The organism is Zhengella sp., assembly GCF_041397485.1.
GTDB lineage: Bacteria > Pseudomonadota > Alphaproteobacteria > Rhizobiales > Rhizobiaceae > Zhengella.
Genome location: NZ_JAWKWO010000002.1, coordinates 142,016 through 165,859, shown reverse-complemented (window position 1 = coordinate 165,859; position 23,844 = coordinate 142,016). Strand labels below are relative to the sequence as shown.

At 65.8% G+C, this 23,844-nt stretch carries 17 protein-coding genes and 1 pseudogene; 13 read left to right on the top strand and 5 right to left on the bottom strand.

Annotated elements, in window-relative coordinates:
* Window positions 1-219: 219 nt before the first annotated feature.
* From rpoN to lptC, 4 genes are all read right to left on the bottom strand, one after another.
* The gene (gene rpoN, locus R3D65_RS06760) at window positions 220-1,746 is read right to left on the bottom strand and encodes an RNA polymerase factor sigma-54 (protein ID WP_371274456.1); all 1,527 of its coding nucleotides are present in this window, start codon (window positions 1,744-1,746) and stop codon (window positions 220-222) included.
* Between the two features lie 170 nt (window positions 1,747-1,916).
* Window positions 1,917-2,699: an LPS export ABC transporter ATP-binding protein gene (lptB, locus tag R3D65_RS06755; RefSeq protein ID WP_371274455.1), complete on the bottom strand. Its 783-nt coding sequence runs from the start codon at window positions 2,697-2,699 to the stop codon at window positions 1,917-1,919.
* A gap of 67 nt (window positions 2,700-2,766) precedes the next feature.
* The gene (locus tag R3D65_RS06750; protein WP_371274454.1) at window positions 2,767-3,312 is read right to left on the bottom strand and encodes an LptA/OstA family protein; all 546 of its coding nucleotides are present in this window, start codon (window positions 3,310-3,312) and stop codon (window positions 2,767-2,769) included.
* A gap of 4 nt (window positions 3,313-3,316) precedes the next feature.
* Window positions 3,317-3,913 carry an LPS export ABC transporter periplasmic protein LptC gene (gene lptC, locus R3D65_RS06745; RefSeq protein ID WP_371274453.1) on the bottom strand — a complete coding sequence of 199 codons (597 nt, stop codon included), beginning with the start codon at window positions 3,911-3,913 and terminating at the stop codon, window positions 3,317-3,319.
* Window positions 3,914-4,215: 302 nt separating this feature from the next.
* On the opposite strand from lptC, the gene sppA reads away from it, so the two are divergent.
* The 11 genes and pseudogenes from sppA (at window position 4,216) to R3D65_RS06690 (ending at window position 15,840) form a co-directional block, all read left to right on the top strand.
* Window positions 4,216-5,184 (top strand): signal peptide peptidase SppA, encoded by a 969-nt coding sequence (gene sppA / locus R3D65_RS06740; protein ID WP_371274452.1) that lies wholly within the window; start codon window positions 4,216-4,218, stop codon window positions 5,182-5,184.
* Window positions 5,185-5,223: 39 nt separating this feature from the next.
* Window positions 5,224-5,520, top strand: a pseudogene (locus R3D65_RS06735) (integration host factor subunit beta); the annotation flags it as partial.
* 60 nt (window positions 5,521-5,580) lie between these two features.
* The gene (locus R3D65_RS06730; protein ID WP_371274451.1) at window positions 5,581-5,904 is read left to right on the top strand and encodes a LapA family protein; all 324 of its coding nucleotides are present in this window, start codon (window positions 5,581-5,583) and stop codon (window positions 5,902-5,904) included.
* Window positions 5,905-5,914: 10 nt separating this feature from the next.
* Window positions 5,915-6,883, top strand: coding sequence for an ornithine cyclodeaminase family protein (locus tag R3D65_RS06725; protein WP_371274450.1), 969 nt, complete (start codon window positions 5,915-5,917; stop codon window positions 6,881-6,883).
* A gap of 244 nt (window positions 6,884-7,127) precedes the next feature.
* Window positions 7,128-8,243, top strand: coding sequence for an RsmD family RNA methyltransferase (locus R3D65_RS06720; RefSeq protein ID WP_371274449.1), 1,116 nt, complete (start codon window positions 7,128-7,130; stop codon window positions 8,241-8,243).
* A complete protein-coding gene (locus tag R3D65_RS06715) occupies window positions 8,240-9,091 on the top strand; it encodes a TrmH family RNA methyltransferase (protein ID WP_371274448.1) in 852 nt (283 codons plus the stop codon). Before R3D65_RS06720 ends, R3D65_RS06715 begins: the two co-directional genes overlap by 4 nt.
* The gene (gene lspA, locus R3D65_RS06710; protein WP_371274447.1) at window positions 9,088-9,579 is read left to right on the top strand and encodes a signal peptidase II; all 492 of its coding nucleotides are present in this window, start codon (window positions 9,088-9,090) and stop codon (window positions 9,577-9,579) included. Before R3D65_RS06715 ends, lspA begins: the two co-directional genes overlap by 4 nt.
* A gap of 56 nt (window positions 9,580-9,635) precedes the next feature.
* Window positions 9,636-10,631: an MDR family oxidoreductase gene (locus tag R3D65_RS06705; protein WP_371275001.1), complete on the top strand. Its 996-nt coding sequence runs from the start codon at window positions 9,636-9,638 to the stop codon at window positions 10,629-10,631.
* A gap of 435 nt (window positions 10,632-11,066) precedes the next feature.
* Window positions 11,067-12,461 (top strand): MATE family efflux transporter, encoded by a 1,395-nt coding sequence (locus R3D65_RS06700; protein ID WP_371274446.1) that lies wholly within the window; start codon window positions 11,067-11,069, stop codon window positions 12,459-12,461.
* 142 nt (window positions 12,462-12,603) lie between these two features.
* Window positions 12,604-14,841, top strand: coding sequence for a response regulator (locus R3D65_RS06695; protein WP_371274445.1), 2,238 nt, complete (start codon window positions 12,604-12,606; stop codon window positions 14,839-14,841).
* A gap of 174 nt (window positions 14,842-15,015) precedes the next feature.
* A complete protein-coding gene (locus R3D65_RS06690) occupies window positions 15,016-15,840 on the top strand; it encodes a GNAT family N-acetyltransferase (protein ID WP_371274444.1) in 825 nt (274 codons plus the stop codon).
* A 9-nt stretch (window positions 15,841-15,849) separates the two neighbouring features.
* On the opposite strand, the gene mutS is transcribed toward R3D65_RS06690, so the two are convergent.
* A complete protein-coding gene (gene mutS, locus R3D65_RS06685) occupies window positions 15,850-18,495 on the bottom strand; it encodes a DNA mismatch repair protein MutS (RefSeq protein ID WP_371275000.1) in 2,646 nt (881 codons plus the stop codon).
* 204 nt (window positions 18,496-18,699) lie between these two features.
* On the opposite strand from mutS, the gene R3D65_RS06680 reads away from it, so the two are divergent.
* Complete coding sequence (locus R3D65_RS06680) at window positions 18,700-20,985, top strand: NADP-dependent malic enzyme (protein WP_371274443.1); 2,286 nt, start codon at window positions 18,700-18,702, stop codon at window positions 20,983-20,985.
* Window positions 20,986-21,036: 51 nt separating this feature from the next.
* Window positions 21,037-23,832 (top strand): [protein-PII] uridylyltransferase, encoded by a 2,796-nt coding sequence (locus tag R3D65_RS06675; protein WP_371274442.1) that lies wholly within the window; start codon window positions 21,037-21,039, stop codon window positions 23,830-23,832.
* Window positions 23,833-23,844: the final 12 nt, after the last annotated feature.

Below are 23,844 nucleotides of genomic sequence, written 5' to 3'. Positions count from 1 at the left end.
GGGCTTCGATTCTACACCGGAGTCGACAACACACAAGGTATTGACAACGATCGCCCAACCGGAATTTGCCGCCTGCCATCTTTCGCGGGACCGCGACGCAAAGGCTGCCGGACCAGCCCCCCGATGGGGCGCGCTCTTAGTGCTGCTTCCATCGCTTGTCAATGAAATTGGAAAAGGACGGGCGCGGCGCCGCGGTGCCGCATGGCGGAGACGGTCCCGTCAGCAGCGCGCCTTTTCCATCGCCCGCTTTTCTCGCCGGCGCTGGACGGAGGAGGGAATATTCATGCCTTCCCGGTACTTGGCGACGGTGCGGCGGGCAACGTCGATGCCGCCGGCACGCAGTTTTTCCACGATCGCGTCGTCCGACAGGACGGAGGATGCCGTTTCCCCCTCGATGAGCTGGCGGATGCGATGGCGCACCGATTCGGCGGAATGGGCATCGCCGCCTTCCGCCGAGGCAATCGCGGCGGTGAAGAAATAGCGCATCTCGATGACGCCGCGCGGCGTCATCATGAACTTGTTGGCGGTCACGCGACTCACTGTCGATTCGTGCATGGCGATGGCATCGGCGATGGTCCTGAGATTGAGCGGGCGCAAATGCGACACGCCGTGAACCAGGAAGGCATCCTGCTGGCGCACGATCTCCGAGGCAACCTTGAGAATTGTGCGCGCCCGCTGGTCCAGGCTGCGGGTCAGCCAGCTTGCGTTCTGCAAGCACTCGGTCAGGAACTCGCGCTCCTCCTTCGTTCGCGCGCCGGCCTGTACCTTGTTGGCGTATGCCTGGTTCATCAGCACGCGCGGCAACGCATCCTGGTTCAGTTCCACCGCCCACGAGCCGTCCGCCGCGCGGGTGACGAAGACATCCGGAATGACCGGATCGGCGACCGCGCCTTCAAAGGCGGTGCCCGGGCGCGGATCCAGGGCGCGGATCTCCGCCAGCATTTCGACGAGGTCCTCCTCGTCGACACCGCACAGCCGTTTCAGGGTCTGGAAGTCGCGGCGCGCCAGCAGTTCCAGGTTCTCCACCATGGCCTGCATGGCCGGATCGAAGCGGTCCAGCGCCTTCAATTGCAATGCGAGGCATTCGGAAAGAGAGCGCGCGAACAGGCCGGGCGGATCGAAGCGCTGGCACTCGCCGAGCACCGCCTCGACCCTGTCGGCGGCGACCCCCAATCGCGCGGCGATATCCTCGATGTCGCCGCCATACCAGCCGCCGGGATCGAGCCCGTCGGCGAGTTCGGCGGCGATCAGGCGGTCTGCCGGGTCGCGAAGGGCAAGCGAGATCTGTTCGCGGACGTGGTCGGCCAGCGTGACCGGCGCCGCCGTCACCTGGTCCAGATCGAACGGCTCCGCGCTGCCGCCGCCCGACGGTGCCGACTTCCAGTTCGTCTCCATTTGCAGGGGAACCGCCTCGCGCGTCCCCGGGTCGTCGGGGAAGACATTCTCAAGCGAGGAATCCAGCTTGCCGGATATGTCGGATGCGTTCCATTCCAGGTCGTCCTGCATCCAGGGGCTTTCATCGCCCTCTGCGGCGCGCGCATCGGCGTCGCCGCTCCGCTCCTCGCCGCCGGAATCGCGATCGGCGCTCTCGTCGCGCTCGATGAGCGGGTTGCGCTCGATCTCCTGCTCGACGAACCGTTCCAGTTCCACGGATGTGTACTGAAGCAGCCGGATCGACTGCATCAGTTGCGGCGTCATGATCAGCGATTGTGTCTGCTTGACCTGAAGTTTGGCAGAAAGCGCCATCGAATTCCCTTGCCCCGGCCGAAGCCCCCATGCGCTCACCACGGCCCCTGCCGCAGCGCACAACAGCCTGTTATAAAACTTGGCCTGAACCTTGCTTGTCAAGCACTACCATTTGGTATCGGAAAACGCGGCACGGGGCACAAGGCCGCAGCCGTTTGGCAGGATGGTTATCAGAGGGTGAAGCTTTCGCCCAGATAAAGCCGGCGGACATCGGGGTTGGCGACGATATCGCCGGGGCGTCCGTGGGTGAGTACCTGGCCGGCGTGGATGATGTAGGCACGGTCGATGAGGCCCAGCGTCTCGCGCACATTGTGGTCGGTGATCAGCACGCCGATACCGCGGGCTGTCAGGTGCCGGACGAGTTGCTGGATATCGGCCACGGCAATCGGATCGACGCCGGCGAAGGGTTCGTCCAGCAGCATGAAATTCGGCCGGCTGGCAAGTGCCCGCGCGATTTCGAGGCGCCGGCGCTCGCCGCCCGAGAGCGCAATGGAGGGCGACTTGCGCAAATGCGCGATGTGAAACTCCTCAAGCAACTGATCGAGCTGCCTGCTGCGTTCCTTGCGGTCCGGCTCGACAACCTCGAGGACGGCGCGAATGTTGTCCTCGACGGACAGGCCGCGAAAGATGGAGGCTTCCTGGGGCAAATAGCCGATACCGAGGCGCGCGCGCCGGTACATGGGCAAATGCGTCACGTCATGCCCATCGATCTCGATGGTGCCCCTGTCGGCGGCCACAAGGCCGGTGACCATGTAGAAACAGGTGGTCTTGCCCGCGCCATTGGGGCCGAGCAGGCCCACGGCCTCGCCGGCACGCACACCAAGCGAGACACCGGCGACAACCTGGCGGCCCTTGTAGCTCTTGGTCAGGCCGCGGGCGATCAGCGTACCCTTGTAGCGCTCGTCCGGCGGTTCGGGAATACGCGCCGCGCCGGCTTCCCGGGAAGCCGCCATGCCTGGTCTCAACCGCTGAATAAGGCTCACGCGCGTTTTCCGTCCTGCCCCGTTTCGACCGTCGCCGTCAGTTGCCGCGGCCGGCCCGGGATTCGCCGGGCGTCAGCAGCATCTTGACGCGCCCGCCCGTGCTGCTGCAGGGCTCCAGTTGCGCCAGCCCGGACCGGGTATTGACCGTCAGCTTGCAGCCGACAATGACATTCGCCCCCTCGGTGAGCACAACCTTGTCGCCGGAGAGCACCAGCATTTCCCTGCCCATGTCGTAGACGCCCTTGTCCGCGGTTACCTCCTGGGTCTCGGAGCGGACATAGACCGTGCCGTCCACCTCAAGACGGTCGATATCGGCTGAACCGGTGGTCGCCGAGCCGCCATCCTTCTTGTAATAGACCCTCATGCGACCGGCCTTGAGCACGGTCTTGTCCTGCTGAACGGCCACATTGCCCGTGAAAATGGCCACGTTCTCAGCCTCTCGGACCTCCAGCTTGTTGCTCTCGATCTGGATCGGCTTGTCGGAGTCCAGTTTCAGGCCGGTGGCCCGGTCCTGGGCTGCCGCCGGTGCCGCGATGAGGACAAGGGCTGCCAGAACCGCAGCCATACCGGGCAGGATTTTCATGCCGTCATTCCTTCCTGGCCGCGTCCGCCGCGCGGCGTTCGCGCAGTTGCGCCGGGTCCAGCGTCATCCGCACATTGCGTTCGAAGACAAGCGCCTTGCCATTCTCCTTCACCTGCAGGGAATCGGCGGTAATGCTCGAGCCGTCAAGCCTTATGTCGACGGGTTCCTGCGTCTCGAGGCTGCCGGTCCCGACATCGATGACGGCATCGGTCAGGGACGCGCGCAGGCCATCGGACGTGACGATGGTGATCGGGCTGTCGATGTTCAGTTGCCGCGTGGTGTTGTCATAGAAGCCGGTCCTGGCGGAAACGTCGGCGAGCTGATCCCGCGTCAATGGCAGGCTGGCGACGATATCCTCCAGTTCGAAACGGTCCATGTTGCCGGGTTCCTGAATGGCGCGGCTGGCCGTCATCGAATAGGGCAGGTTATCCCTGGTATAGCCGTCGAGCTTCGGTGAGGCCATGATCAGCTTGCCGTCCACGAAGCCGCTGGAGGCGACATCGATGGAAACCTTGCCCGGCGTGACGAACCACGACCAGGCGGCGAAGACCAGGGTGATGGAAACGGCGAGCGCGGGCAGGAGCCGCTTGAGAAAACGCACGCGGCGGGTATGGCGCCGGGCCGCCAGGAACGCGGCTTCCGGCGTGCCTCCACGGGCCGGCCCGGCCGGGCCCGTCTGAAGGCCGGGATGCGCGCCCGATGCTGTGACAGCGGCCGTTGACAGCGGTTTTCTCCCTTGACCGGCATGGAGGCCCTTGCAGCCTCCGATTGACCCAATGCCGAACCCATTGCAAGCCATTGTGGTTATTTTTCGGTGAAGGACGGGGGCGCCCGGCGCTATGGTCAAGGGCGGCCAATCGCGCTACCACTGCTGTCTTCTGGCGTTGCGAGGGAGCGGCTACCATGACGCAGGACGCGGACACGATCATTGACAGGCGCAGGCTGAGGCGCAGGGTCACCTTCTGGCGCGCGACCGCATTCATCGTGGCGGCCATCGCCATTCTCGCGGTGGCGGCGGCGGGCATGGGCGGCGGGATAGGCGGCAAGACCCGCGACCATATCGCGCAGATCCGCATCGAGGGCACGATCACCGAGGATGATGAACTGATCGGACGGATCGGGGAAGCGGCGAAATCGGCCCATGTGAAGGGCGTGGTCCTGACCATCGATTCGCCCGGCGGCACCACGGCCGGCGGCGAGGCCATTTTCGAGGCGGTGCGCAAGCTGGCGCAGGAGAAGCCCGTGACGGCGCAGGTCGGCACGCTGGCCGCCTCGGCCGGCTACATGATCGCCAGCGGCGCCGACCACATCGTCGCCCGCCAGTCCTCCATCGTTGGCTCGATCGGCGTCATCGCGCAGATTCCCAACGTGTCGAAGCTGCTCGGCAATATCGGCGTCGACGTGGACACCATCAAGTCGGCGCCCTTGAAGGCAGAGCCCTCCCCCTTCAACGAGACCACCGCCGATGAACGGGCGATGATGGCGGCGATGATCATGGACAGCTATGAATGGTTCATCGGTCTCGTCACCGAGCGGCGGCCCCTTTCGGAGGCGGAGGTACGCCGGCTTGCCGACGGATCGGTCTTCACCGGGCGGCAGGCACTGGAGCGCAAACTGGTGGACGAACTGGGCGGAATGGACGAGGCCAGGGCCTGGCTCCATTCGAAGGGCGTGGACAGCGAACTCAAGGTGATCGAGTGGAAAAAGCCGGCCAATCCCACGCTTGGCGGCGTGCCGCTGGCACTGGCGGCGCATCTTCTCGGCCTGGAGGGGGGCGACCTCGCGGCGCTGCGGTCGCTGGCAGGCGAAGGCCTGTTCCTTGACGGCCTGCTTTCGCTCTGGCAACCTGTTGGCTCAATTCAGGAAAATTGATATTTCCACGGTGCGTGCGCACCACCTGCGGCAGGGGCGCAAGAGGGACACGAAATGATCAAATCCGAACTTGTTCAGATCATCGCCAACCGGAATCCGCATCTGTTCCAGCGCGATGTCGAGAACATTGTCAATGCCATTTTCGACGAGATCACCGAAGCGCTTTCGAAGGGCAATCGCGTCGAACTGCGCGGCTTCGGCGCCTTCTCGGTCAAGAACCGCCCGGCACGCGCGGGGCGCAACCCGCGCACCGGCGACACGGTTCATGTCGAGGAAAAGTGGGTGCCGTTCTTCAAGACCGGCAAGGAGTTGCGCGAGCGCCTGAACTCGGACTAAATGCCCAGGACCGGGCGTCAACGCTGCCGTCCGGGTGAAGATTCAGGAAGCCAGACCGTCATGCTCAATCGCCTTGTCACCGTTCTCGTCCTGGTTCCGATCGCCGTGGCGCTGATCGCGCTGGCGGTCGCCAATCGCGGGGCGGTGCCGTTCACACTCGATCCGTTCAATCCCGGAAATCCGCTGCTGACGGTGCGCTGGCCGCTGTTCGTCTATCTCTTCATCGCACTGGCCGCCGGCATGGTGCTGGGTTCGCTGGCAACGTGGTGGAAGCAGGGGCGCTACCGCAAGCAGGCGCGCCGGCGCGGCCGGGAGGTCAAGGAGTTGCGCGCCGCCGAAACGGGCAGGGCATCCTCCACCGCACTCGCCGCGCCACGTCAGTAGAGGCACCGGCATGAAAGTCATCGGTCCCGAGGCGGTCGATTCCGCACTACCCTATCCGCGCCTCGTCGAGGCCCTGCGCACGGCGTTTCGCGACGGCATGGTGCAGCCGGTGCGTCACCACCACACGATCGAGCGGCCCGACGAGGCCGATTCGGTTTTGCTGCTCATGCCGGCCTGGACAGATTTCAACCGTGCCGGAACCTCGGCCGGCGGCTATATCGGCATCAAGATCGTCACCGTCAGCCCGGAGAACAACAGCCGCAACCTGCCGGCGGTGATGGGCCAATACCTGCTGCTGGACGGCCAGACCGGCGCGCCGCTCGCCATCATCGACGGGCAGCGGCTGACGGCACGGCGCACGGCCGCCGCCTCGGCGCTGGCGGCCTCGTACCTTGCGCGCAAGGATGCAAGCCACCTGCTCATCTGCGGGGCAGGCACGCTGGCCGGTGAACTCGTCGACGCCCATGCCAGCCAGCGGCCCATCCGCCGCGTCACCGTCTGGAACCGGTCCGCCGCCAATGGCGAGGCACTTGCGCAGCGCCTATGCGCGGCCGGCTACGATGCCGGTTTCACCGGCGATCTGGACCGGGCGCAGCAAGACGCCGACATCATCTCCTGCTGCACGCTTTCCACCGTGCCGCTGGTCAAGGGCGCGCTTGTGAAAGAGGGCACGCATGTCGATCTTGTCGGCGCCTTCACGCCGGCCATGCGCGAAAGCGACGATGACCTGATGCGGCGCGGCGCGGTGTTCGTGGATACCCGCGGCGGCGCGCTGAAGGAAGGCGGCGACATCGTGCAGGCCCTGGCGTCGGGTGCGCTCAGCGAGGACCGTGTGGCCGGCGACGTCTTCGACCTGACGCGCGGACAGCATGCCGGGCGGGCGGACGACACGCGCGTAACCGTGTTCAAATCGGTCGGGGCGGCGCTGGAAGATCTGGCCGCCGGCATTGCCGTTTGGGAATCGCTGCCGGCGGAGTGAAGTCCGTCCCGTCTCAGCCGATCACGTAGACGACGATGGCAAGGGCCAGGCAGACCATCAGGCTCCAGAAGGTGACAGCGGCGGCGTTCTCCCGATAGGGCTGCGGCATGGCGGGCGGTCCTTCCTGTCCGTTTGGTCCGTTGCAAGGTGCCGCGCGGCAGGGCCGGGGTCAAGCCGGTGCAATGGACAGGATGGCAGCCCTGTGGCAGAAGCGGCAATACCATCCCAGCGACGAGGCGAGGCGTTGAAAGACAAGGGCAAACCGGCACGCGCCAAAGCGAAACAGGCAAGCCGCCCGAAACGCACCGATGCGGCAGGCAAGGCCGGTCCGGCATCCGGCAAGCCACGCGCGGCGGCGGGCAGGTCCGTTCGCCAGGGCGTCAAAGCGGCGACGGCTGCACCGGAAAAGCACGATACCCGCCAGCCCGCCGCACCTGTCCGCGTGGAGCGGCGCGGCGGCCCGTTGCCGGACCAGCGCCTGCCCTTGATCCTGGAAGTGCCGCCGGGGGTGGATTACGCGCTGATCGACAGCGGCGACGGCCGCAAGCTGGAGCGCTATGGCCCCTACCTGATCGACCGTCCCGAAGGCCAGGCGATCTGGCGGCCTGCCTTGCCGTCCGGCGAATGGAACAAGGCCGATGCCGTGTTCACCGGCGATACCGACGAGGAAGGAATGGGCCGCTGGCGCTTCCCGCGGGCGGCGCTCGGCGAAACCTGGCCGATGAAGCATGACGGGATCGACTATCTCGGGCGTTTCACATCGTTCCGCCATGTCGGCGTCTTTCCCGAACAGGCAACGCATTGGCAACACATGGAAGACCTGATCCGCAAGGCGGGCCGGCCAGTAAAGGTGCTCAACCTGTTCGGCTATACGGGGCTTGCATCGCTGGTGGCCGCGCGCGCGGGCGCCGAGGTGACCCATGTCGACGCCTCCAAAAAGGCCATAGGCTGGGCGCGCGAGAACCAGGAAATGGCACGGCTTGGCGACAGGCCCATTCGCTGGATCTGCGAGGATGCGATGAAATTCGTGGAGCGCGAGGCGCGGCGCGGAAACGGGCATGACATCATCCTGCTCGATCCGCCAGCCTATGGGCGCGGACCCAAGGGCGAGGTCTGGCAATTGTTTGACAACCTGCCTGTCATGGCCGATCTCTGCCGGCAGATCCTGACACCGAAGCCGCTTGCGGTGGTGCTGACCGCCTATTCGATCCGCGCGTCCTTCTTCGCCATCCACGCGCTGATGCGCGATACCTTCGCCGGCATGGGGGGATGTGTCGAATCGGGCGAACTCGTCATCCGCGAAGCCTCGGCCGGGCGGGCGCTCTCGACATCGCTGTTCAGCCGGTGGATCGCGTCATGAGCCGGCAAACGGATGTGGCGGCGCCTGGCCGCGTCAAGGACATCACCAGCGTCTCCAATCCACTCGTCAAGGACATCAAGGCGCTGGCGCTGAAAAAGTACCGGGACCAGACCGGGAGTTTCCTTGCCGAAGGCCAGAAGCTTGTGATCGATGCGCTGGATCTGGGCTGGCGCATCCGCACGCTTGTCTTCTCCAAAGCGGTGAAGGCGCGCGGCGACATACAGGCGCTGGCCGCACGCACCATCGCCGCGGGCGGCGATGTCCTGGAAGTCAGCGACAAGGTGCTGGCGGCCATAAGCCGCAAGGACAATCCGCAGATGGTGGCCGGCGTTTTCGAACAGCATTATGCCCGCCTTGCCGATATCCGTCCCTCGGCCGGGGACGTCTGGATCGCGCTGGACCGTGTCCGCGATCCGGGCAATCTGGGCACCATCCTGCGCACCGCCGATGCGGCTGGCGCCAGGGGTGTGATCCTCGTCGGCGAAACGACCGATCCGTTCTCGCCGGAGACCGTGCGCGCAACGATGGGCTCGATCTTTGCCGTCGCCGTGGTGCGGGCCAGCCGCGAACAGTTCCTGGCGTGGCGGGCGGGCTGGCCGGGCATCGTGGCCGGGACCCATCTGAAGGGTTCCGTCGATTACCGCACGGCCGATTTGCGGGACGGGCCGGTCCTGCTGGTGATGGGCAACGAGAGCCAGGGGCTGCCGGAGGAGATCGCGGAAAGCTGCGACACGCTCTTGCGCATTCCGCAGACGGGCCGCGCCGATTCGCTCAATCTTGCCGTGGCCACGGGCATCATGCTCTATGAAATTCGCCGGGATGCGCTGTCGCTGGAGCCGCGCGCATGAGGCTGTCGCGCACTTTCCTGGTCCATGGCTTGCTGGCGGCAGGCCTGATCGCCCTCGACCAGTGGATCAAGCACATGGTCGAGACCGGCATGGGCTATCACGAACAGATCGACCTGATGCCCTTCTTCGCGCTGTTCCGCACGCATAATACCGGCATCGCCTTTTCCCTGCTGGCCGATTTCGGCCCGGGCGGGCTGATTGCGCTGTCGCTCGTGATCTCGGCCTTCGTGCTCTGGCTTGCCTGGATATCGGGACCGGAGCAGCGGCTGGCGCATCTGGGTTTCACGCTCATCATCGCCGGCGCGGCAGGAAACCTGATCGACCGTGTCCTGCTCGGCTATGTGGTCGACTATTTCCTGTTTCACACGCCGGCATGGTCCTTTGCGGTATTCAACCTGGCCGATGTGTGGATCACGCTGGGCGCCGGGCTGGTTCTCATCGAAGAGGCGCTTTCCTGGCACCGCGCGGGAAAGGCCCGAAACGATTGACGGACGGCCCCGGCCGGGGCCACATGACACTGACTGACAATCCGGGAGACATCATCATGCGTTCGACCTTCAAGGCCATCCTGATCTCGCGCGACGCGGACAAGAAACAGTCCGTGGGCGTGACCGAACTGTCCGAAGACGACCTGATGGAGGGCGATGTCACCGTGGCGGTGGAAGCGACCACGGTGAACTACAAGGACGGTCTGGCGATCACCGGCAAGGCACCTGTCGTTCGCCACTGGCCGATGGTGCCGGGCATCGATTTCGCGGGCACGGTCTCTGCCTCCTCGCATCCCGGCTGGAAGGAAGGCGACAAGGTGGTGCTCAACGGCTGGGGCTCGGGCGAGACCCATTGGGGCGCCTATGCCGGCAAGGCCCGCGTGAAAGGCGACTGGCTGGTACCGCTGCCCGAAGGCATGTCGGCCCTGCAGGCGATGGCCATCGGCACGGCCGGATACACGGCCATGCTCTGCGTCATGGCGCTGGAGCGCTACGGGATCAGGCCCGGTGACGGCCCCGTCGTGGTGACGGGCGCGGCAGGCGGCGTCGGCACGGTGGCCATTTCCGTGCTTTCCAAGCTCGGCCACGAGGTCATCGCCTCGACGGGCCGGCCGGAGGAATCCTCCTTCCTGAAGGATCTGGGCGCATCAGACATCATCGACCGGGCGGAATTTTCCGAGCCCGGACGGCCGCTTGGCAAGGAACGGTTCGCCGCCGGCATCGACGTGGCCGGATCGCACACACTGGCCAATGTGCTGGCGCAGACATGCTATGGCGGCGCGGTGGCGGCCTGCGGCCTGGCGCAAGGAATGGACCTGCCTGCCACGGTGGCCCCTTTCATCCTGCGCGGTGTTGCGCTTCTGGGCGTCGATTCGGTGATGGCGCCGAAGGCACGGCGTCTGGAAGCCTGGCAGCGCCTGGCAAGCGATCTCGACATGAACAAGCTTGAGGCCCTGTCGCAGACCATCGGCTTCGACGGCATCGTCGACACGGCCAGGGCCATCGTGGACGGCAAGGTGCGGGGCCGTGTGGCTGTCGACATGACGGCCTGAAACGGCCCCATGCAGGCCGATTGGATACACGTTCCTGTCATCCACGAGAACGGCGGGAGCGCCCAGCCTGCTTGCCTTCCGACTGCCCTGGCGTCGACGATTCCGGTTCGGAGCCATCAGCCAATCGTCCCGGTTCCCCGCCGTGGTGCTCTTGTCAGTGCGCCGCGACCGTGACTGCCTGACGGCCGATCCGGGTCATGGACCAGCTGCGAGGTCTGCCCTTCGAAGCCAATTGATCAGGCAACCGCTCAATGCGTTGTTGCCTTCGAGGACGCTTCCCCGTATTGGATGGCGCAGGTGCCGGGCACCTGCTGCCTGCGGACGCAAGTCACGGTAAAGCCCGGAACAGATCGACATCTCACCCTCGAAGCATTTCGCAGGTGGGCAATGCAGGCCCCCCTCCCGATTCGAAATGCCTCTCCCGAGGAGTGAGCGATGGCCGTCGGACCCGCGCTGAATGCAATTGAAAACCGATTCCTGACCCAGCCAGTCGGGCGATTGTTCCTGTCAAATGCCCTCCCCATGGCGGTTGTCATGTCGATGGGCGGCCTGCTGAACGTCATCGACGGGATCTTCGTCGGGCGATTCGTTGGCGCGCAGGCCCTGGCCGCGGTCAGCCTGGCCTTTCCGGTCGTCATGCTGCTCGCCGCGCTGACCACCCTGGCGGGCGGCGGCATGTCGGGTCTGCTTGCCCGCCACCTTGGCGCCGGGTCTCGCGCGGCGGCTGGCGCGGTGTTCGCCGGAGCCCACGGGCTGGCTCTCGCCATCTCTGCGGTGCTGATCGCCGTGGCGCTTTCGGCCGGTCCTGCCATCATCTCCACGCTCGCCGCCGGAAACACGGATGTAACGGGGCCGGCGGGGCGCTATCTGCTGATCCTCATACTGGGCGCGCCGGTCCAGTTCGCGCTGGGCCTGCACGCCGATGCCCTGCGCAATGAGGGACGCGCGGGGCATATCGCCATGCTCTCGGTGCTGGTGAACCTGCTGAACATCGGGGCGAACTATATCGCGATCGTAGTCCTTGGACTCGGGGTGACTGGCTCTGCACTCGGCACCGTAGGAGCGCAGAGCCTGGGCCTGACGCTGTTGCTGGTCGCGCGGGCACGCGATCGCGACCTTCTACCCCTTGGCTCGCTCCGGAACGCCAGCTGGCTGGCGGGATGGCCGCAGATTCTCTCGCTCGGCCTTCCGCTTTGCCTGAATTTCATCGGGATGGCTCTGGTGGCGAGCACCGTTCTCCTTGTCATCGGCACCACTGCCGCCGATCATGCCACCTTCATCGCGGCCTACGGTGTGGTGACGCGCGTTCTCGGACTGGCTTTCCTTCCGCAGATGGCGCTCGCGCTGACCACCCAGAGCATTACCGGCAACAATGCCGGCGCGCGCCGCATGGACCGGGCTGGTGCGGCCCTGAAGCTGGCCATGGGAAGCGCGTTCGTCTGGTGTCTTGCCGTGGCGCTGGCAGGAGCGTTCGCGGGCGAACCGCTGGGCGCGCTGTTCTCGAACGACCCGGCGGTCATCGCAGCCGTTGCCACCATCCTGCGACCGATGACCGCTCTCTACGTGATCACCGGGCCAGTGCTCGTCCTGGCCATGCATTTCCAGGCGATGGGCTTTCCACTTCGCACCGCGGCGCTGACCCTGGTCAAGCCCTGGCTGCTGACGCCGGCACTGCTCGTCGTCCTGAATGCGCTGGCGGGGATCGACGGTCTGTGGTTCGCCTTCCCGGTCGCGGATGCCGCTTTGCTTGTCATGACCCTGATCCTGGTCCGCCGGGCCCGCCTGATCGCCCCTGTCTCAGCGACACCGTCTGCCAAGGAGGCCGCATGACAAGGCACGACTATCCGCCACGCCCCGCATGGCTGTCGCACGCAGGTCTGGAGCGTCTCCCGCCTGCTCTGGTGGATGACAGTGTAAAATTTTAGCGATCGGACAAAACCTTCCCTAATCGTGTCCATGGCATGATGGGTTCATGGACACGAGGCGCCAACCCGAAACCGCCGCCATGGAACCGGCCGGACACACCCCGGCCGCGGGCCGGGGTGGGCTGTTGCGTCAGCGCCTGCTGCCGGAGGAAACCGGAGCCGGCAAGCTGGTCACCGGCTGCGGCCTGATGATCCTCATGCTTGCGGGCCTGGCCGGCCTGGGCGGGACGTCCGGACTCGTGACCACGATCCTGGCCGTCTTCGGCATCGCGGGCGCAGCAGCGGGCATCGCGCTCGACCGGCGCGAACGCAAGCAGCTCAACGCCATTGCCAGCACGGCGGAGGCGCAGGACGCCGACTATGAAGCGCTCGCCGACCGCATGTGGGAATTGCAGGAAAGCGAGGAGCGCTTCCTCGGCCTGATCGATGCCCTTGGCGACCTTGTCGTCCATCGCGACAGGAAGGGGCGCATCGTCTATGCCAATGGCGCCTTCGCGCGCCTGCTGGAGCTGGACCCGCGCAACATTCGCGGCCTGACGCTCGCCGACCTCGGCATCACACTGGACATCGCCCCCGACACCGGGCACGGCGAAGGCGATTGCCTGACCTCCAGCGACGTGTCCGTGCAGACCGCCGCCGGCATCCGCTGGTTCTCGTGGACGGAACACTCCATTCGCGACGGCAGGACCGGCACCGTTTCGCACCGGGCCATCGCCCGCGACATCACCGCGCGCAAGAAGGCCGAACACGACCTGATTGAGGCGCGCGAACGGGCCGAGGCGGCAAGCCAGGCGAAGTCGCGCTTTCTCGCCACGGTCAGCCATGAGATCCGCACGCCGATGAACGGCATCGTGGGCATGGCGCGCCTGCTGGCCGATACCGGCCTGACGCCGGAACAGAAGACCTATGTCGATTCCGTTTCGACCTCCGCCGACGCATTGCTGCTGCTGATCGAGGACCTGCTGGATTTCTCCAAGATCGAGGCCGGGCGGATCGAGATCGTGCCGCAGGATGTGCTTGTCCGCGAGATCGTCGACAGCGTGGTCGAACTCCTGGCGTCACGGGCCTATGCCAAGGGCATCGCCATTGCCGCGCATGTCGATCCGCGCGTACCGGAAACGCTTGTGACGGACCCCGGCAAGCTGCGGCAGGTGCTGCTGAACCTGGCCGGCAATGCGGTGAAGTTCACCGAGACCGGGGGCGTGCGCCTTTCCGTCACGATGGCGGCGGGCGCCTGCGGGCCGGCGGTGTCCATCGCGATCGGCGATACGGGGCCGGGCCTGAAACCGGAGGACCGCGAGCGGATCTTCGAGGATTTCGAACAGGCCGACGGGACATCGACACGACGCCATGGCGGGGCCGGGCTTGGACTGGCGATATCGCGGCGGCTGATCAACGCCATGGGTGGTGCAATCGGCGTGGAGAGCGAACCGGGCAAGGGGTCGGTCTTCACCGTGTCGCTGCCCTGCGCGGCATCGCCCGCCTTGCCCGCACGTCATCTGGCCGGCCGCCGCTATCTGCTGCTGCTATCCAGCCGCCTGGAAGCCGAAGTGCTGGCTGCGACCCTGTCGGCCGAAGGCGCCAAAGCCATCATCCACGATGGTGTCGAGGCGGCCATGGAAACGGGTCCCGATCACTTCGATGCGATGCTGATCGACGCTGAACTGGAGCAGGGCGATGCGCTTGAAAGGCTGCGCGCGGCGGGCATTTCCGCGTCAAATCCGGTCATCCTGATCGCGCCGGGCGACCGTGGCCGGCTGGCCGGCTTGCGCTCGTCGGGCTATCTCAACTTCCTTGCACGGCCCGTTCGCGGCACCACTCTGCTGCGGATTCTGGTTTCTGATACCCATGCGGCAAGGCCTGCCCTGCCGGCCCGCGATGCCCCGTCGCGGGCCAAGGGACCGGGCCTCTCGATCCTGCTGGCCGAAGACAACCCGATCAACGCCATGCTGGCGCGCGCCGCGCTGGAACGGGCAGGACACAATGTGACCTTGGCCGAGGATGGCGGGCAGGCAGTGGACCTGTTCGCCCGGCAGGCCGGCACCGGTTACGACGTCATTCTCATGGACCTGCACATGCCTGTCCTCGACGGCCTCGACGCCATCGACCGGATCCGCGCGATGGAAGAGGAACACGGCTGGCACGCAACGCCCGTTCTCGTGCTCACCGCCGACGGGCAGGAAGAAACGCGCGCCCGCGCGCTCGCCCACGGCGCCAACGGTTTCCTGACAAAGCCGCTCGATCCCGACCGGCTTTCCTCGGCGGTGCTCGACGCCGCGGCATGAGCGGTTTTGCTAGCCGACAAATGACCCGCCGGCAGCCGCCTTGCGGTCATCGGCCTGTCACCGGCCTGTTGCAATCGATCTGTATCTGGACGCGCGACGACACCGCAACGGAGATTCGCCGTCATGCATGGCCGCTTGATTGCCCGCGAGATTCAGCCTAACGCATCCTTTGTGATGGAACATGCCCAGGCAATCAGTGCGCTGGCGGAGCCGAAGGGCGTCCTCGGCCGTATCGGCACGATGGAGGTGCGCCTGGCGCGCAACAGCGCCGAAATCGCGGCCGCCCAGGCTGTGCGTTTCCGCGTCTTCTACGAGGAGCTGGGCGCCAAGCGGGCACAAGTCCACGATCTGGAACAGCGCGACGCCGACCGCTTCGACATGATCTGCGACCACCTGCTGGTCATCGACACGTCGATTGCGGGGCCGGAGAATCAGCAGATCGTCGGCACCTACCGGCTGCTGCGCCAGGAACGCGCATTGGCCGGTGGCGGCTTCTACACCAGCGGCGAATTCAACCTGGACAGCCTGATCCGCCGGCATCCCACCCGCAACTTCCTGGAGCTCGGCCGCTCCTGTGTCCTGCCGGCCTACCGGCACAAACGCACGGTGGAATTGCTGTGGCAGGGCATCTGGACCTATTGCAACCATCACAAGATCGACGTGATGACCGGCTGCGCCTCGCTTCCGGGCGTCGTGCCGGCGGCTCATGCCGAATCGCTGACCTTCCTGGCACACAACTTCACCGCCACGGGCGCATGGCGGGCTTCCGCCCTGCCGGCCCACTATCACGCGATGGACCTGATGCCCGCCGAAGCGGTGAACCCGAAGGCAGCGCTTGCTGCGCTGCCGCCGCTGGTGAAGGGGTATCTGCGCCTCGGCGCGATGATCGGCGACGGCTGCGTCATCGATCCGGATTTCCGCACGGTTGACGTGCTTGTCATCCTGCCGGTCGAGCGCATCGGCGAGCGCTATCTCCAGCATTACGCGCCCAAGCAGTAAGCCGGCGGTTCAGCGGCTCTTCGGCAGGAGCGCCTTCAGCCGGTAGAGCGCGTCGAGCGCCTCGCGCGGGCTCATCTCGTCGGGCAAGAGGTCGGCGACGGCCCTTTCCAGCGCATCGTCCCTTTTGAGCGCCGGCTTTTCGGCACGCATGGCAACGCTGAAAAGCGGCAGGTCGTCGGCCAGCCGGGCGGCGGGAGAGGCCGTTTCGCCGGCTTCCAGCTTCTGCAACACTTCACGGGCACGCTCGACAACCGGCTCCGGCAGGCCGGCAAGGCGGGCCACCTGCACGCCATAGGACCGGTCGGCGGCGCCGCGCGCCACTTCATGCAGGAAGATCACCTCGCCATTCCACTCACGCACCTTGACCGTCACCGAATGGAGGCGCGAAAGCCGCGCCGTGAGGGCGTTCATCTCGTGGAAATGGGTTGCGAAAATGGCACGGCAGCGGTTGTGGTCGTGCAGGAACTCCATGGCCGCCCAGGCGATGGACAGGCCGTCGAAGGTTGCCGTGCCACGGCCGATCTCATCAAGGATCACCAGCGCGCGGGGACCGGCCTGATTGAGGATCGCCGCCGTCTCGACCATTTCCACCATGAAGGTGGAGCGGCCGCGGGCAAGGTCGTCGGACGCGCCAACGCGGCTGAACAGGCGGTCCACGACGCCAATATGGGCCGCGGCCGCCGGCACCCAGGCGCCCATCTGCGCCAGGATGGCGATCAGCGCATTCTGGCGCAGGAACGTCGACTTGCCGCCCATGTTGGGGCCGGTCAGGAGCCAGATCACGCCGTCGCCGCCAGCGGTTTCAGGCGACAGGTCGCAATCATTGGCGACGAAGGGGTCTGCGGCCTGACGGCGCAGCGCCTGCTCCACGACCGCGTGGCGCCCGGCCGCGATGCTGAAGGCGAGGCTGGCGTCGACCTTCGGCCGCGTCCAGTTCTCCGCCTCGGCCAGCACTGCCAGCGCGGCCGACACATCGAGTACGGCCAACGCTTCGGCGCCCGCGCGAATGGCGGCGGCAGCGGCGACGGTTTCCTCCACCAGCGCGGCGAAGACGGCAAGCTCGATCTCCAGCGCGCGGCCGGCGGCGTTTGCGATCCGGCTTTCCAGTTCCGCGAGTTCGGTGGTGGTGAAACGCATGGCATTGGCCATGGTCTGGCGGTGGATGAAGCGCGCCTTTGCTTCCGGTGTGCCGGTCAGGACGTCCTGATGGTTGGCCGTCACCTCGATGTAATAACCCAGCACGTTGTTGTGCCGGATCTTCAGTGACCGGATACCGGTTTCCTCGATCAGATCAGCCTGCATGGCGGCAATGACCCGGCGCGACCGGTCGCGCAGCGCGCGCATCTCGTCCAGTTCGCCATGATAACCCTCGGCCACGAAGCCGCCGTCGCGCCGCAGAAGCGGAAGGTCGTCGCCAAGCGCCCTTGCCAGATGATCGCCCAGGGCCTGCGGCAGCGCGGCCAATGCGGCGCAGGCCGCCTGCAATTCAGGCGGCAGCATGGCGCCTTCGAGCATCCGGGCGGTCTCGCTGGCGGCCGCCAGTCCGGCGCAGATGGCGCCAAGATCGCGCGGACCTCCGCGGTCCAGCGCCAGGCGGGTCAGCGCGCGCGGCATGTCCGGCGCAGCCTTGAGCAGGGCGCGCAAGCGGGCGCACAGGTCGGGATCGTCAAGGAAGAAGGCCACCGAATCCTGCCGCGCGGCAATGGCGCCGGGGTCCGTCAGCGGCGCGGTCAGCCGGTCGGCCAGCAGGCGCGCGCCGCCGCCGGTCACCGTTCTGTCGATGGCTTTCAGCAGGGCGCCGTCGCGGCTGCCCGACAGGGTGCGCAGCAGTTCAAGATTGGCCCGTGTCGCGGCGTCGATATACATCGACGTGCCGTCTTCCTCGCGGCGCGGCCGCTCCAGCGGCGGGCGGCCCTCGATCTGGGTCTTCTCGACATAGGCGATGACGCCGGCGATTGCCGACAGTTCGGCGCGGGAAAACTGGCCAAAACCGTCCAGCGCGCCGACGCCAAAGAAACGGGCGATGCGATCCGGCGCGGCCACGGAATCGAACAGGCTGGCCGGTTGCGGATTGGCGGTGCGGCCGAGCATGTCGACCAGCGGACGGAGCGCGGGATCGTGAAACAGCGGTTCGGCCAGCACCAGTTCGCGCGGATCGACCCGGGCGATGCCGGCGGCAAGCGCGCCTTCATCAAGTGCAGCAACGCGGAAATCGCCGGTGGACATGTCGGCCCAGGCCAGCGCGTATCCCTCGCCCCTCACGCGGCCCAGCGCTGCCAGGTGATTGGGCGCGGACGGGTCGAGCAGCTTTTCCTCCGTCAACGTACCCGGCGTGACAAGGCGGATGACATCGCGGCGGACAACGGCCTTGGAGCCGCGCTTCTTCGCTTCCGCCGGGTCTTCCACCTGCTCGCAAACGGCCACGCGATGGCCGGCGGCGATGAGCTTCTGCAGATAGTCGTCGGCGGCATGAACAGGCACGCCGCACATGGGAATGTCCTCGCCCATATGCTTGCCGCGCTTCGTCAGTGTAATCCCGAGCGTGCGCGCCGCGATCTCGGCATCGGCAAAGAAGAGTTCGTAGAAATCGCCCATCCGGTAGAACAGCAGCGAGTCCGGATTGGCCATCTTGATCTCGATATATTGCTCCATCATCGGCGTTGCCGAAGTCAGACTTTCGGGCGAGCCCAGCGATCGAAGGCCGTGGGGATGGCTGTCTGTGCTGTCTTTGTCCGGCTGCAAGGCGGAAACTTCCCCTGTTGCGACCCGGAAGGGTCCAAATTTCCCGTTTGGCGATTTACACGCCCGATGTGTAGCCTTATCGAAACTGCTCCACAGCAAAAACTTCCGGGAACGTTCATGCCATCGTCGAGAAAACCACGCCAGGCCGGCACAACCGTCACGCCGCAGGAGGCGCTTGAATTCCATGCCCGGGGGCGTCCCGGCAAGCTGGAGATCACGCCGACCAAGCCGATGGCGACGCAGCGCGACCTGAGCCTGGCCTATTCGCCCGGCGTGGCCGTGCCGGTGAAGGCGATCGCGGAAAATCCCAGCCGGGCCTTCGACTACACCACGCGCGGCAACATGGTAGCGGTCATTTCCAATGGTACGGCCATTCTCGGCCTCGGCAACCTGGGCGCGCTTGCCTCCAAGCCGGTCATGGAAGGCAAGGCGGTGCTGTTCAAGCGTTTCGCGGACGTCGATTCCATCGACCTGGAGGTGGATACGCAGGACGTGGACGAATTCGTCAACTGCGTGCGCTTTCTCGGGCCTTCCTTCGGCGGCATCAACCTGGAAGACATCAAGGCGCCGGACTGCTTCATCATCGAGCAGCGGCTGCGCGAGATCATGGACATTCCCGTCTTCCATGACGACCAGCACGGCACGGCGATCATCGCGGCCGCGGGCCTGGTCAACGCGCTGCATCTGACAGGGCGCGACCTGAAAACGGCAAAACTGGTCTGCAATGGCGCCGGCGCGGCGGCCATCGCCTGCATCGAGCTGATCAAGGCGATGGGCATGCCGGGCGAGAACATCATCCTGTGCGACACCAAGGGCGTCATCCACAAGGGCCGCACCGACGGCATGAACCAGTGGAAATCGGCCCATGCGGTGGAAACCGATGCCCGCACGCTGGCCGATGCCATGGTGGGCGCGGACGTGTTCTTCGGCCTGTCGGCCAAGGGCGCGCTGACCACGGACATGGTGACGTCCATGGCCGCCAACCCGGTCATTTTCGCCATGGCCAATCCGGATCCGGAAATCACGCCGGAGGAAGTGGCGGAAATGCGCGACGACGCGATCATGGCGACCGGCCGGTCGGATTATCCCAACCAGGTCAACAACGTGCTCGGCTTCCCCTATATCTTCCGCGGCGCGCTGGACGTGCGGGCGACCACCATCAACGAGGAAATGAAGATCGCCGCCGTGCATGCGCTTGCCGAACTGGCGCGCGAGGACGTGCCCGACGACGTGGCCGCCGCCTATGGCGGCACGCGGCCGCAATTCGGCCCGCAATACATCATCCCAGTGCCCTTCGATCCCCGCCTGATCTCGGCGGTGCCGGTGGCGGTGGCCAAGGCCGCGATGGATACGGGCGTTGCGCGGGCGCCGATCCTGGACCTGGAAGCCTATGCACAGCAGCTTTCGGCGCGGCGCGACCCGATCGCCTCCACCCTGCAGCGGATATACGAGCGGGTGCGCCGCCAGCCCAAGCGCGTGGTTTTCGCCGAAGGCGAAGAGGAACAGGTGATGCGCGCGGCCGTCGCCTATGTGAACCAGCGCCTCGGCACCGCGATCCTGCTGGGGCGCGAGGAACAGATGCGCGAAACGGCCAGGGCTGCCGGTGTCGATCTCGACCGGCCCGGCATCGAACTGGTCAATGCGCGGCTTTCGAAACGCAATGCCGCCTATGCGGAATTCCTCTATCAGCGGCTGCAGCGCAAGGGCTACCTGTTCCGCGACTGCCAGCGCATGATCAACAACGACCGCAACCATTTCGGGGCCTCGATGGTGGCGCTGGGCGACGCGGACGCCATGGTGTCCGGGGTGACGCGCAACTATTCCACCGTTCTGGAGGACGTGTGCCGCGTGATCGACGCGCGGGCCGGACACCGCATGATCGGCATTTCGCTGGCGCTTTGCCGCGGGCGCACGGTGCTCGTCGCCGATACCGCTGTGCATGACATGCCGACGTCCGAGCAGCTTGCCGACATTGCCGAAGAGGCAGCAGAAACGGCGCGGCGCATGGGCTACGAGCCGCGGGTGGCCATGCTTGCCTATTCCACCTTCGGGCATCCGCGCGGTGAACGCTCCGACCGGGTTCGCGAGGCCGTTCAGATCCTGGACAAGCGGCGCGTCGATTTCGAATATGACGGCGAAATGGCTGCCGATGTGGCGCTGAACGAGGCGCTGATGGAGCAATATCCCTTCATCCGGCTTTCGGGCCCGGCCAACGTGCTGGTCATGCCGGCCTTCCACTCGGCGTCCATCGCCACCAAGATGCTGCAGGAACTGGGCGGCTCCACGGTGATCGGCCCGCTGCTTGTGGGCCTTGAGAAGTCCGTGCAGATCGTGCCCATGAACGCCAAGGATTCCGACATCGTGAACATGGCGGTCATCGCCGCCTACAATGCCGGTTCCTGAGGCCGCAGGAACCGGACGACGACACAGCCCCTTCCCGACAAGGACCCGCCCATGGCCCGCGTGCCGCTGAAGCTCAACGAGATGATCGACGCCGATGCGCTCAGGCAGGATCTGACGGCCCTGACCGGTCCCGAGGGCGACGGCTCGGACTTCGCCATTCGGGCGAAGGTGCTGGAGAAGCTGAAGCAGACCATGGCGGAGGGACGAAGCAGGGCGGAAACCATGCTTCTGGCCGACGGCGGCGGCACGGCCTGCGCGGTGCGGCTGTCGCATGTCATGGACGAGGTCATCCGCGTCCTCTACGATTTCGCCGTCACGCATGTCTACCGGTCGAAGAATCCCAGCCAGGCGGAACGGATGTCGGTCGTTGCCGTGGGCGGATACGGACGCGGCACGCTGGCGCCGGGTTCCGACATCGACCTGCTGTTCCTGCTGCCCTACAAGCAGACGCCCTGGGGCGAGCAGGTGGTGGAATACATGCTCTACATGCTGTGGGACATGGGCCTCAAGGTTGGCCACGCCACGCGCAATGTGGAGGAATGCATCCGCCTTTCGCGCGGCGACATCACCATCCGCACGGCCGTGCTGGAAGCCCGCTACCTGTGGGGCGACGAGGCGCTGTTCGACGAGTTGCTGGCCCGTTTCGACGAGGAGGTGGTCAAGGGAACAGGTCCTGAATACGTGCAGGCCAAACTGGCCGAGCGCGACGAGCGCCACGCCAAGCAGGGCGAAAGCCGCTACAAGGTCGAACCCAACATCAAGGAGGGCAAGGGCGGCCTGCGCGACCTGCACACGCTGTTCTGGATCGGCAAGTATTTCTACCGCGTGCGCACGGCCGAGGAACTGATTGAAAAAGGCGTCTTCACCCGCAAGGAATACAACATGTTCCGCCGCGCCGAGGATTTTCTCTGGGCGGTGCGCTGCCATATGCACTTCGTCACCGGCAAACCGGAAGAGCGGCTGCATTTCGAATTGCAGCGCGATGTGGCCGAACGGCTGACCTACCAGTCGAAGCCGGGCCTTTCGGCCGTCGAGCGCTTCATGAAGCACTATTTCCTCGTGGCCAAGGATGTGGGCGACCTGACCCGCATCTTCTGCGCGGAACTGGAAGAGGAGCAGGCGAAGAAGGCGCCGGGTTTCAACCGGTTCCTGTCGGGCTTCTCGCGACGCAAGCGCAAGATCCCCGGCACGCAGGATTTCATCATCGACAATGACCGGATCAATATCGCCAACGAGCAGGTGTTCGAGACGGATCCGGTCAATCTGGTGCGCCTGTTCTGGTTCGCCGACAAGCACGGGCTGGAATACCATCCCGACGCCATGCAGCTCGTCACGCGCTCGCTGAAGCTGGTCAATCGCGACCTGCGCCGGGACGCGGAAGGAAACCGGCTGTTCATGGACGTGCTGACCTCGGACCGCGCCCCTGAGATGACGCTGCGGCGCATGAACGAGGCCGGATTGCTGGGCCGGCTGATCCCCGATTTCCGCAAGATCGTGGCGATGATGCAGTTCAACATGTACCACCACTACACGGTGGACGAGCATCTGCTGCGTTGCATCGGCGTTCTCTCGTCCATCGAGAAAGGCAACGAGGCCGACACGCACCCGCTCACGCACCGCCTGATTCCCGAGATCAAGGCCAATCGCCGCATTCTCTACACCGCCCTGCTGCTGCACGACATCGCCAAGGGGCGGCCGGAAGACCATTCCGTGGCAGGCGCGCGGATCGCAAGACGGCTCTGCCCGCATATGGGGCTCGATCCCGCCGAAACGGAAACCGTTGCCTGGCTGGTGCAGGAACACCTGACCATGTCGATGGTGGCGCAATCGCGTGATCTCAACGACCGCAAGACAATCGAGGATTTCGCCGATATCGTGCAATCGGTGGAACGGCTGAAGCTGCTTCTCATCCTCACGGTCTGCGACATTCGCGGCGTGGGGCCGGGCGTGTGGAACGGCTGGAAGGGCCAGCTCCTGCGCACGCTGTTCTACGAGACACAGATCCTGCTGACGGGCGGCTTCTCCGAAGGGTCCCGCAAGGAACGCGCAGCCCATGCCCGCGAACGGCTGGCGGAAGCGCTGAAGGACTGGCCGGCGGAGGAGATCGCCACCTATGCCGACCTTCATTATTCGGCTTACTACCTCGTCACGGACCTGGACGACCAGGTGCGCCATGCCCGTTTCATCCGCAGGACCGAGAAAGCGGGCAAGCCGCTGGCGACCGAAGTGCGCACGCTCGCCTTCGAGGGCGTGACGGAAATCACCGTGTTCACGCCCGACCATCCGCGCCTGCTTTCCGTCATCGCCGGCGCCTGCGCGGCAGCGGGCGCCAATATCGTGGACGCGCAGATCTTCACCACGTCGGACGGGCGGGCGCTGGACACGATTCTGGTCAATCGCGAATTCGACCAGGACGAGGACGAGTTGCGCCGGGCCGCACGCATCGGCAGGCTGATCGAGGAGGCGCTTGCCGGCAAGACCCGGCTGCCCGAGATGATCGAGAAGAAGGCGAAACCACGGCGCAAGTCGAAGGCGTTCCAGATCGCGCCCGCCGCCGAAATCCGCAACACGCTGTCGCACAAGTTCTCGGTGATCGAGGTGGAGGGTCTCGACCGCCCCGGCCTGCTGTCGGAACTGACCGGCGCCATTGCGGATCTGTCGCTCGACATTGCCTCGGCCCATATCACCACGTTCGGCGAAAAGGTCATTGACACATTCTATGTCACCGACCTCGTCGGTCACAAGATCGAGAATCCGACCCGGCAGGCGCGCATCAAGGCGGCGCTGACCGGTGTTCTGGCCGACGAAAGCCCGGCCGGAAAGACGCGTCCGGCGGTCCAGTCATGAACCGGCCGGCCG